Consider the following 10587-nt stretch of genomic DNA (forward strand, 5'->3'; position numbering starts at 1 on the left):
GTCTCACATCACGGAGACCGAGCTCAGCCCGGGTTTTTGCGCACGGCCATCCAACGCCCGCTTCCGCAGGACGCGCCACGCCTGCGTGCAGGGGCTCGGGAGAAGTATAAATCAGCGCTGACGCCGATTCCCGCCGGCCCGCACGATTGCGGGGCCCCGAAACAGCTCAGGGCTGCGATCTGTAGATCGCAGCCCTGAGGTTTAACACCACGTTGATGGAGGATTCAGCGCCCTTAGTACGGTTGCACCGGAGGTGGCGGAGGATACGCCGGTCCCCAATAGCATCCGTAGTACGGTCGGCAGTAGCGCCGCATCGGCGGCTGCGCAGGAGCCGCACCGAACGCCAGCCGCGACATCTCCTGCTCCGACACCGTGCGCACAGGCAAAGGCTGCGCCACATGGAACGTCAGCACGGACTCCGGCGGGATAATGATCTGCCCGCCGGGCGAGGCTGCCGAGTTGGCCACACCGGCCGCTCCGCCTACGCCCGCGCCGATCGCCGCGCCCGCTCCGCCGCCTGCAACCGCGCCGAACAGGGCACCCAGAGCACCCAGCCCGACCGCGCTGCCCACCGTCCGATTGGTCTTGTCCGCACCTTCGCGCGACCACACATCGGTATTGATCGGATACACCTGTCCGCCCAGCGTCAGGCTGTTCAGCTGTAGCGCAAGCTCGCCGCGGCCCTTCAGCGCGCCGGCCGACTTCGAATCCACCACCACGCCTGAGATCTGCGCTCCCCGGGGAATCGCCACCACACCGTTGGCCACGATGTCGTTCAACACCGTGCCGTCAAATGGCGTGCCCGGCTGTGTGTGCTTGGAATCCAGCCCGCGATTGATCCGGATCTGCAGTGTCGATCCCTCCGCCACAGTTACCGGAATTCCCGCGCGCTGCCCTGCCGAAGCTCCCGGAGGCGGCACATACGACGGCCCAGGCTGACCCGCATACATCGGTTGACGCTGCGGATACTGCTGCTGCGGATACCCCTGCTGAGGTCCAGGCTGTTGCTGGCTATAGGCAGGCTGCTGCTGATTCGGCGCACCTTGCGGTCCCTGGGGCTGCGACTGATCGCCCGCCGGAGGAGCATACGTCCCATCCGACTGCAGCACCCAGCCCGGAGGCGGCGGCTGGTCCGCTGCGCCGTTCGCTTGCGCCTGCTGCGGAGGCGGCGTATCGCCCAGCTGCAGTTCGTCGACCACCTTCTTCACGCCCGCCGTCTTCGCCGTCAGGTTCTCAGCCTCGGTCCGCTGCGCTTCGCTGTGCACGTTGCCGCTCAGCGTCACCACGCCATATACGGTCGAAGTCTGAATGTTCTGCGTCGACAGGTCCGAAGCTCCGGCCAGCGCCTGCAGCACGTTGGACTCAATCTGCGCATCCGTAATCTGTGTTCCCGCCTGTTGCGCTTCCGGCTGCGACTGCGCGCCCGCAGCCCCTGCAACCATAGCCGCCAGCATGAGACCTCCGGCCAGCCCAACCGCGCCGCCGTGAGTTCCCGTCTTCCTCTGCCATCGCATTGTTCGTTCCTCCTGGCACGTGTCAGCAACTCTTGTCGCCCGACACGGCATAAAGCCCCGGCCTTGTTTTGCTTCACGGCCTGTCCACATCTTATTCAGATGCCAGAACAAGCCGCCATAGCGCCACCGGTGGCCACTTCCAAAGACGCGAAGCAGAGGAAAAAGTTCCGTTATCTCACGATAGGACCTTCGGTCATCTCGCGTCGGACCTCTCCAGAGCCCCGCCAATCCAGCTCTTTCGACGCCCATGTCACCATTCCGTCACACGTTTGACCCCCGGCATTCATCCGCCGTATACTGATTTTGCGGGGTGGAGCAGCCCGGTAGCTCGTTGGGCTCATAACCCAAAGGTCGTAGGTTCAAATCCTACCCCCGCAACCAATCAAATCAATTAGTTACGAAGCGATTTTGATTGAGCCTTCCTTCAGATTCACTCCCACTGACTCCCATTCGCAAAATTCATGGTTTTAGGCACTCGCCCGTACAGGCTTGAGCACCATCTCCACGACCTTGCTGTTCGCTTCCCGCTTCGAGGACGACATAGCCTGTCCATAGACATTCATCGTCGTCTGAATCGACGCGTGACGCATCAACTCTTGCTGCACCTTCATCGGCGCTCCTGTCTCGTCCAGCCACGAACGGTACGTGTGGCGGAACGTGTGCCAGCCGATCCGACTGTATTTCCCGGCATTCGCCTTACGCTCATCGTGGATGAGCAGCCGCTTGCCGTTTGGTGTCGGTCGATCCTGCGAGCACCAGACGCCGACCCCAGCTCCGCAATTCGGACATGCCACAAGGCAAAACCCCGCAGGGCGGATGTGCCGCTTCTGAATATCGGTCGGGTGATAAGGCTTGTTCGTATGGGCGCTCGCGAAGACCCAGCCTTCTTCCGTCGGCAAGGCTTGCTTGCTCCATGCGAGCAGAACCTCGACTAGAGATTCGTGCAGCGGTACATGGTCTCGTGAATACTCCGTCTTGACGTCATCGACGTTCCCGTTCACGATGCTCCGCTGCACGAGAAGTTGCTGCCGTTCAAAATCGAAGTCTTGCCACTGGAGTGCCGCGATTTCGCTCACGCGAAGACCGAGACATTGCGCAACAATCACCATCGTTCGGTACGGCTCTTTCAACAGACCGAGGATGGCTTCGTACTCACTCACAGTCAACACGGCTGGGCGCTGACGACGCTTCGTGCTGTCCTTAACCCGAACCATCTCGATGGGATTGCGACGGTCGTTGAAGAGTTCCCAGCGAGCTGCACACTCGTACAGCAGGTGCATGACGCTGCGGATATGAGCCTTAGACTTTGGGGCCATGTCCAAGTTCTTCAACCATCCTTCGACCACCATGGGCCGGATCTGGTGTAGCAGGTAGCGTTCCCACCTTGGGCGTATATGCAGCTTGATATTCGACAGATACGACTTTCGGGTTGAGTAGCGTTGCGGCAACTCTTCCTCGATGTATCGGTCGCAGATCGCGCCAAAGGTGACAGCTCCCAGGTGATGCTGTGGTTTCTCTTCGTTGAGTTTTAGGAGAAGGGCTTCGACTGCAACCCGAGCTTCTGACTTGTTCTTGTACTGATTCGTGGTCCCGACGAAGGTCGCTTTACGCTTCCTCGTGTTGTCGGCCTGCGTCTCGTAGTACCGGAACTCCCAGACATCGGCTCCCTTCGCCCGCTTCTTAAGGGTGACGCTTCCAAATTGATATCGTGTGTGATCCATCAAGGCATTTCTCCTCGATTTCACAGCACAGATGGCTGCTTAAAGCGTAGCCCAGTGCGACGCTTCAAGCCAGCACAAAAGTAGCCGGAAACCCTAGTTCAACTGGCGATTTCGTGCTCGTTTATCCAGTCCCGAATGGACGACGGAACGAAGCGCCACAGTTTGCCGACTCGCACCCCAGCGATCTGTCCACGTGCCACCATTCGCTGCAAAGTTCGGGGATGCACCCCCAGAAACTGAGCTGCCTGGCTGCTGTTGAGCAATGGTTGCGCTCCTGGTCCAAAGATCGGAGGTGCGCCGTGTTCTGAAGCCACTGGCTTTCGCATTTCCGGCATGGTTGAACTCCCGACGACATCGCGCCCATTGACCATGCGCGAGGAAATTGACGCGGAGAACGAATCTAGCGCTAACGGAGAATCATTCTCTCTCCACGTTGGCTATAACGATGTCGTAAGCGACTTCGACTGTCCAATTCCAATGCGGAAGTTCGTTATTCCGTTGTTGAATAACCGACCGCTGGGTTGCCTGAGGGCAAACAGTTGCACCAGAAAAGCATCAGAATAGTTAGGGGTGTCTTGCGATGACTTTGCTTCCGCGCCGAATCGTACTAGGATCGCAATTTACGTCCTCTGCTAGCAACGATTAACGCGGCAACGGTCACTCCAGATTCTCCCCATGTAGAGCAGAACGCGGGGGATCGGATTATGACGCGCAATCTACTCAGCCTGTTGAAATCAGCCATAGCGCTGGCGGAAACCTTGAGCTTCTCGCGGGCAGCGAGGATGCGTCACATTAGCCAACCGACGCTGACTAAACACATCTCCGCGCTTGAAGATTGGCTTGGGATTTCGATTTTCGACCGCAACCGCCAGATGGTCGCGATCACCGATGCGGGCCGTGCTTTTATTGAGGAATCACGACTATCTGTACTACACCTTGACAGAGCGGTACACGCCGCACGCGCGGTCATACAAAACTCCGAAGCTGTATTGAACATAGGGAGATCCCCCTACACCGATCCTTTTCTCATCTCGACGCTTCGTTCCATTCAACTTCCACTCTACCCATCCCTGAGGGTGGAGCTCTCCAGTCAGTTTTCCTTGGACCTCGTGCATGAGCTACTCTCCGGCTCAATGGACCTGGCAATCACAACAGAGCCGCCAATGTCGCCAATGTTGTCAGCTACACAAATTGCTCAAGCGCCGTTTTACATCACGATGTCCGAGGACGATGAGACGGCAGTTCACGAGCAATTATCTATGACCGCACTGGACGGGAAGGAATGGGTGTTGTTTGAGCGGAGGGTCCATCCTGCGCTCTATGACACAATCTTGAGGGTGGCACGGGAGAAGCGGGTCAAGCCTTCGCAGATCCACCATGTGATGACCGCAGAGGAGGCCTTCCCGTTCATCGCCCATGGACGCTGCTTGGCTTTTCTTACCAAGTCGGGTGCATTGCGAATCGCCCGAGAGACGGTAACAGTCCGCCCTCTCATGGAAGAATCCCTCTTGCTGAAGACCTATATCGCAGCTCGCGCGGACAACAAATCGAAACTTGCGAGCGAGTTCATGCGGACTTTCGTGAAGAAGCTTTCGCGCTTCGACACCGTCAAGCAGCTCCCGCTTCCCATGCCAGCCTGATCGCTACAAGGCGATGGCCTCCTCCCTTGGGGCGTTAGGCAAATTACCAGATTGCGTCACAGCCTATGTTTCGGCGGATGCATTCGGTGAATTGGCATCATTGCTTCACATATACAACTTCACCCGCGTATTGCGGCTGGCCTGCGGGCCACGAAATATCGACCCAAGCCTTGCCGTTCTCCACCAATGTCATTCGACCTTCCCCCACTGGCTTTCCATCGCGAGCGACCTTGTAGAGAAGTACCGTCGGACCCTCGGCTTTGACACTCAAGGTGAGCCCAGGAGTCGGCTTCGTTCTATGGATCTCCATTGGCACACCGTCCGTCTTGCCGGTGACCACCTCGCCAAGAGATGGAATCTCCCACTTGATTTGCCCGTCTGGTTGCAGCGTAAACCTATACCCCTCCGCAGCCTGATCCTTGATTCCTGGAGTGCTTCTGCCAGTGTCGAGAAGCCAGGTCCCATTCCAGGGATTCTCAGCCGGGGTCGTAGCGGGAACGAAGGAAGCGAGAACGAGAGTAGTTGCAAAGAGCATCTTCATGTTGCACCCTTTATTTTTTGATGGCCATGCCAACGTTGTTTATGAATGCCAAATTCGCAAGCGACGAGCTGTCCATGAGTGGCGACCCTCGGGAGCTCATCCGCGGTTGCCTGATTTTTCCCCGGCGGCTTGTTCGCTCTTGATCCAGTCGTTGATCCGAGTGTCCAGCATATCCATGGGCAAGCTGCCGGCATTGAGTATCTCGTCATGGAACTTGCGAATATCGAAGCGTGGGCCAAGCTGCTGCTGTGCTCGGGTTCGCAACTCGCGGATCTTGAGTTGACCGATCTTGTAGCTGAGGCTTTGAGCAGGCAGCGCGATGTACCGATCGATCTCAGACTGTATGGTGGGTTCGTCGGCGGCGCCGCTCTCGCGGAAGTAAGTGACCGCCTGGTCGCGGGTCCATCCGTCCGCATGGATGCCGGTATCCACAACGAAGCGAACTGCCCTCAAGAGTTCGAGGTTCAGTCGGCCGTAATCCGAGGCGGGTTCCTGAAAGAATCCAATCTCTTTGCCGAGCGCCTCCGCATACACCGCCCAGCCCTCGATATAGGCGTTGTTGCGAATCTGTGACCGGAAGGCTGGCAAGCCTTTCAGATGCTGCTCGATGGTGACTTGCAGTTCATGTCCCGGAATACCTTCGTGATAAGCCTGTGTTTCATCGCTGATGATTCTACGATGGGCGTAGTTGGAAGTAGCTACGACGACGCGCCCCGGAGTGCTTCCGTCTGCGTTCCCATCGACGTGATGCGTGCCCATCTGGGGCTGCGATGCGGGTATCGCTTCGACGACCAGCTTTGTTCTGGGGTAGTCAAGGAAGAGCTCAGGCAGACGGGGTTCCATCTGGTTGACGTAATGCCTAAAATCTTCCACGATCTGGTCCGCTGACGTCGGGATATACCTGGGGTCGCTGTTCAGCGCAGCACGAAAGCTTTTCAAATCGGGGTATCCCGCCTTATGCGCAAGGTCGGTGAGGAGTCCATTGATGCGAGCGATCTCTCGAAGCCCGAGCGCATGAATCTCGGCCGGGGTCATGTTCGTCGTAGTCTGTTCGTGGATAGCGTTCTGGTATCGCCGAGCTCCATCTGGAAGGCTATTCAAACCAATTGTGGTGCGCCCATGTGGCGCATAGTCGTTTGCAACAAAGGCAGCGAAGCGCTTGTATGCGGGCAAGACCTCATTGGTCGTCGCACTGACGATCTCACTGGTGAGACGCTTCTGATCAGCCACCGCAATCGACGCCGGAAACTTCGTCGTCGGCAAGAGAAATGGGTTTTCCGCAATGATTCCCTGGCACTGCGCGGGGATCTGCTCAAGCAACAGACGCACCGGCATCAACCCGTCACTTTCCCCCTGTTTCAACACCTCAACCGTCTGCTCGAACGCCAGCGGAATCTCATGCAGTTGCGTTATGTACTTCTCGTAATCCATTACAGAGTGGAACGGCAGCGACCGCGGGATATCCGCAAGATCTGTATGGATGCCTCTAAATTGGGTGAGCGGCATCTCATAGGTCCTCAGGGCATAATCTGTCATTCGCTGATCCAATTCACGCAGCATGAGTTCGTGCGAGATTCGATCCTGTTCGGGAAATCCGTCGGGCGAGATGGCGGCGAGCCTTGTCCGAAACCCACGGTCGATCGCATTCTGTCGCACGCTTGCGGCGAGAGAAAAGTCGCCGAGCAGCGACCTCTTCTCTCCAGAACTCGGAGTTGCGTCCGAAGCAGCCTGCTCTTTGAAAAGCTGATTCTGCAGGTAGAGCCTGCTTTGCAGCGAAGATGCCTCCGACGGAGTTGCTCCGCTGGTCCTCTGGTCAACTGATGCGCTGGCAAGGGAGTTGCTACGCAGCAGGGCTGATGGAACCTGGTTTATTCGCACAACGGATGAAGATGTAGGCATTGGATACAGCAGCATGACCAACAACAGAGACATCATTTACCTTTCGAGGCGGGGCTCAGGACAAGGGACTTTACGTGTTCGACGGTTCGACTCAGTAACTCCCGAAATGTCCTCTTATAGATTTCAACAGTCTTGCGAAAATGAACTCCAAGCCAACGCGGAAGACTGAATCAACATTTTCGATCTGGCCGATATGGCTTCTCGGATTTCCACAACCACGACCAGGTCAGCGTTTCTGCCCACGGCGACGAAACCGAATCCATTTAGGAAACATGCTCTGGTTATTGGTCCGGGTTCTCCATTGGTACGATCTCTAAATTTATGGGTCCTGAGCAATCACATTTGGGGCAGATCATAACCCCTGTCGCAATGGCCGTATGGCTCAGATCTTCCGCCTTGACGACGTACCCGCACTGAGGGCAGCAGTGGACATGTTGCCAGTGTCTATTGCTTTCATTCGCGGTCTCAGCCATCAACTCTCCAAGAGCGGCACTTAGGGAGACGTATATCCGCGCGTCTCAGTTTGCACTCTTCTATCCGCAGTTGTTCGCCATGTGAAGATCATTTCTTCACAGGTGCTCGGTCAGCGTGGGATAGCTCGTGTAGCCTTCAGCGCCGCCTCCGTAGATAGTGGTCGGGTCCATTGCATTCAGCGGGGCACCCAGTTGCAGCCTCTTCGGAAGATCCGGGTTGGCTAGAAAGGCGCGGCCAAATGCAACAGCATCGGCATGACCAGACCGTACCGCTTCTTCGCCCCTGGGTCCGTCATATCCGCCGTTCACGACGTAGACACTTTCCCAAAGTTTTCTTAGGTGTGCCGATAAGGCGATACCCTCCTCGGCGCTCCCTTTGCTGTCTTGTGCTTGCTCCACGACGTGAAGATACCCAAGCCCATAGCCACTGAGCTTTTCCACCGCGACCGAGAAGGTTTCGTGCGGATTAGCGTCCATCATGTCGTTGAAGTCAACCGTCGGAGAGATCCGCACACCGACCTGCTTGCTGTCCCACACTTCGAGTACCTTTTCGACGGCTTCAGCAAGAAAGCGGACCCGGTTTTCCGCCGTGCCCCCGTATTCATCGGTGCGCTGATTCGTCCCTGTTCGGAGAAATTGATCGATCAGGTATCCATTCGCAGCATGAACCTCAACCCCGTCAAATCCGGCTGTCTTAGCGTTTTCAGCAGCGTGCCTGTAGTCGACTAAGGTCTCTTTGATCCCGCTCGTCGTCAATGCCACGGGCTCCGAGACCTGTGCCGAACCGGTGGCAATGTGTGTATAGGCATTGGCTCGGATCGCGGATGGTGCCAGGGGCTGCACGCCGTTTGGCAACAAGGAGGTATGGGAGATGCGACCAACATGCCACAACTGAAGGAAAATCCGGCCTCCGCTTTTGTGGACGGATTCAGTGATTTCAGACCACGCCTTCACCTGTGCGCGGGAATGTATTCCAGGAGTATTGCTATACCCCTTACCCATGGGTGAGATCTGGGTCGCCTCGGTCACGATGAGCCCGGCGGAAGCGCGTTGCGAGTAATACGTCGCGGCAAATTCGCTTGGAACACCGTCCACATCGGCGCGCGTGCGCGTGAGGGGAGCCATAAAGACACGATTTGCAAGCGTGAAAGGTCCGAGCTGAATGGGTTCAAAGATGTTAGCCAATTCTGTACTCCTGTGTCCTACGACGTGGTGAGATGTTGCTCTGCTCCACATCTGAGAATGGGCTCACTGGTCCCGTATGCATGCAACCAGGTGACCTCTTGTGTTTCGGTTCCTACGCCGGTGCGACGTGGCGCAGGAACCTCTGTTGAATAGAATTCAGTTCCGCGTGATGGCCCTCGCAGCCTGCTCGGCCACAGCGGCTACGATGGTCGGGACGAACAAGGCAACATCAAGCGAAGATCTCCTCCAGGAAGTTCCCCAGCGCTTGGAAGGAGCGTCTGTCAGCCGATGCGCTATAGCGCATGGCATCGGGGTGCCCGCGCTTTTCGGCTTCCTTGTTGGTAAAACTGTGCACCACTCCACCATAGAGATGGAGCTGCCAGTCGACCTTGCCTGCGTTCATTTCCTCGGCAAATGCTTGACGGATATCCGGCCCGATCATCGGGTCATCACCGCCGATGCAAACCAGCACCTTCCCCTTAATGTCCTTGGCGTCCCCTGGGCGCTCTGTCGCCAAGCCGCTGTGAAAACCAGCGACACCTTTCACATCCGCCCCTCCACGCGCTAGTTCCAGCGCTACGGTGCCCCCGGAACAGTAACCTATGGCGGCGATTCTGCTTGGGTCGACTTCCGGCCGGGCAATCAGCGCTTTGAGGCCGGCTTCGGCATAGGCCCGGTTTATAAAGGGGTCCTTGAGCATCGGGCCGACAAACGCCATTGCCTCTTCTAGCGTGCTGGCGTTCTTGCCTTCGCCGTACAGGTCGCTGGCGAGAGTCACATAGCCCAGTTCAGCCAGACGCTGTGCCTTTTCTTTGGCGTGCGGGCTTAGGCCGTAAGCCTCGGGGAATACCAGAACCGCTGGGCGCTTGCCCGTTTTGGTCTCATCGAAATACAAGACGCTTTCCATGTTCAGGCCATTCGCTTCATATCTCAGGACTTCAGTGTGCATGCTCTTCTCCTTGTAGTGGCTGTTGTATTTCGCCCGAGGGGTACGCGTGAGCTGCCCCACGAGATCATTGCGACAGAACCTCCACTCAACAGGCCACCGCTACTCGGTGACTGCGCGGGCCGCTTGGTTGATTACGTCGACTACCACATCGGGAAAAGTGACGGGGATGGCGTGCGAAGAGTTCAACTCAATGACCGTAGAATGGGCGCGCTCAGCTTCGAACTTGAACTCGTCCTGGGGAATGACGGGGTCCAAGAGCGGCCTTATTTGCCAGCTAGGCTTGGTCGTCCACGCAGCCGATGTCAGTATGTCGGCGAGCGCCGCGGCTTCAATCGGTCGCTGCGTGGCGATCATCAGGGCGAGTTTGCTCTCTGGTACGTCGGCGGCAAGAAGGTACGCGTACTTCTCGGGTTTGATGAGGATATTCGTGCCTTTGGTTCCGTCGGGCAGAGTGTATGGAATCAGATCAGCGGACGAAGCGAAGTCGCCGCCGGGAAACCGATAGAGACAGTCGTTAGTGGACTCACCCGCCGCAGGCATGGGTGAGCCTGCATAGATGAGGCCCTTCACCTTGGGATCGTCGCCGCCTTGGGTGATGACTGCCCCACCGTAGGCGTGAGAGACGAGAAGAACTGGCCCCTCGATCGTGTCGAGTAAGCTACGCA

Annotated in this window: 9 protein-coding genes and 1 tRNA gene; 2 read left to right on the forward strand and 8 right to left on the reverse strand. The window is 57.4% G+C overall.

The annotated features are described in order from the left end of the window. Positions 1 to 233: 233 nt before the first annotated feature. Positions 234 to 1514 (reverse strand): BON domain-containing protein, encoded by a 1281-nt coding sequence (locus tag AC5E6W_RS16735; protein WP_491753470.1) that lies wholly within the window; start codon positions 1512 to 1514, stop codon positions 234 to 236. 304 nt (positions 1515 to 1818) lie between these two features. Here AC5E6W_RS16735 and AC5E6W_RS16740 point away from each other — a divergent pair. Then, positions 1819 to 1895: transfer RNA gene (locus AC5E6W_RS16740), tRNA-Met, on the forward strand. Positions 1896 to 1981: 86 nt separating this feature from the next. Here AC5E6W_RS16740 and AC5E6W_RS16745 read toward each other — a convergent pair. Together AC5E6W_RS16745 and AC5E6W_RS16750 are read right to left on the reverse strand one after the other, a co-directional pair. Further along, positions 1982 to 3235: a tyrosine-type recombinase/integrase gene (locus AC5E6W_RS16745; protein ID WP_491753471.1), complete on the reverse strand. Its 1254-nt coding sequence runs from the start codon at positions 3233 to 3235 to the stop codon at positions 1982 to 1984. Positions 3236 to 3333: 98 nt separating this feature from the next. Then, positions 3334 to 3606 carry a helix-turn-helix domain-containing protein gene (locus AC5E6W_RS16750; RefSeq protein WP_491753472.1) on the reverse strand — a complete coding sequence of 91 codons (273 nt, stop codon included), beginning with the start codon at positions 3604 to 3606 and terminating at the stop codon, positions 3334 to 3336. Positions 3607 to 3939: 333 nt separating this feature from the next. Between AC5E6W_RS16750 and AC5E6W_RS16755 the strand changes: the two genes are divergently transcribed. Continuing rightward, positions 3940 to 4875, forward strand: a complete 936-nt coding sequence (locus AC5E6W_RS16755) for a LysR family transcriptional regulator (RefSeq protein ID WP_491753473.1) — start codon at positions 3940 to 3942, stop codon at positions 4873 to 4875. Between the two features lie 97 nt (positions 4876 to 4972). Here the strand turns inward: AC5E6W_RS16755 and AC5E6W_RS16760 are convergent, their stop codons facing one another. The 5 genes from AC5E6W_RS16760 to AC5E6W_RS16780 form a co-directional block, all read right to left on the reverse strand. Next, a complete protein-coding gene (locus tag AC5E6W_RS16760; protein ID WP_491753474.1) occupies positions 4973 to 5416 on the reverse strand; it encodes a hypothetical protein in 444 nt (147 codons plus the stop codon). 96 nt (positions 5417 to 5512) lie between these two features. After that, positions 5513 to 7351 carry a DUF885 domain-containing protein gene (locus AC5E6W_RS16765; protein ID WP_491753475.1) on the reverse strand — a complete coding sequence of 613 codons (1839 nt, stop codon included), beginning with the start codon at positions 7349 to 7351 and terminating at the stop codon, positions 5513 to 5515. Positions 7352 to 7884: 533 nt separating this feature from the next. Next, positions 7885 to 8973 (reverse strand): alkene reductase, encoded by a 1089-nt coding sequence (locus AC5E6W_RS16770; protein ID WP_491753476.1) that lies wholly within the window; start codon positions 8971 to 8973, stop codon positions 7885 to 7887. Positions 8974 to 9202: 229 nt separating this feature from the next. Beyond that, entirely contained in the window at positions 9203 to 9922 is a 720-nt protein-coding gene (locus AC5E6W_RS16775; RefSeq protein ID WP_491753477.1) for a dienelactone hydrolase family protein, read from the reverse strand. A 99-nt stretch (positions 9923 to 10021) separates the two neighbouring features. Next, a partial coding sequence (locus AC5E6W_RS16780) for an alpha/beta hydrolase (RefSeq protein WP_491753478.1) occupies positions 10022 to 10587 on the reverse strand: 566 nt, incomplete at its 5' end.

The organism is Bryocella sp. (assembly GCF_058498515.1).

Bases quoted from the DNA above. Each gene is read 5' to 3' on its own strand.
- AC5E6W_RS16735 (WP_491753470.1), bottom strand. From the start codon at position 1,514: ATGCGATGGCAGAGGAAGACGGGAACTCACGGCGGCGCGGTTGGGCTG.
- AC5E6W_RS16745 (WP_491753471.1), bottom strand. From the start codon at position 3,235: ATGGATCACACACGATATCAATTTGGAAGCGTCACCCTTAAGAAGCGG.
- AC5E6W_RS16750 (WP_491753472.1), bottom strand. From the start codon at position 3,606: ATGGTCAATGGGCGCGATGTCGTCGGGAGTTCAACCATGCCGGAAATG.
- AC5E6W_RS16755 (WP_491753473.1), top strand. From the start codon at position 3,940: ATGACGCGCAATCTACTCAGCCTGTTGAAATCAGCCATAGCGCTGGCG.
- AC5E6W_RS16760 (WP_491753474.1), bottom strand. From the start codon at position 5,416: ATGAAGATGCTCTTTGCAACTACTCTCGTTCTCGCTTCCTTCGTTCCC.
- AC5E6W_RS16765 (WP_491753475.1), bottom strand. From the start codon at position 7,351: ATGATGTCTCTGTTGTTGGTCATGCTGCTGTATCCAATGCCTACATCT.
- AC5E6W_RS16775 (WP_491753477.1), bottom strand. From the start codon at position 9,922: ATGCACACTGAAGTCCTGAGATATGAAGCGAATGGCCTGAACATGGAA.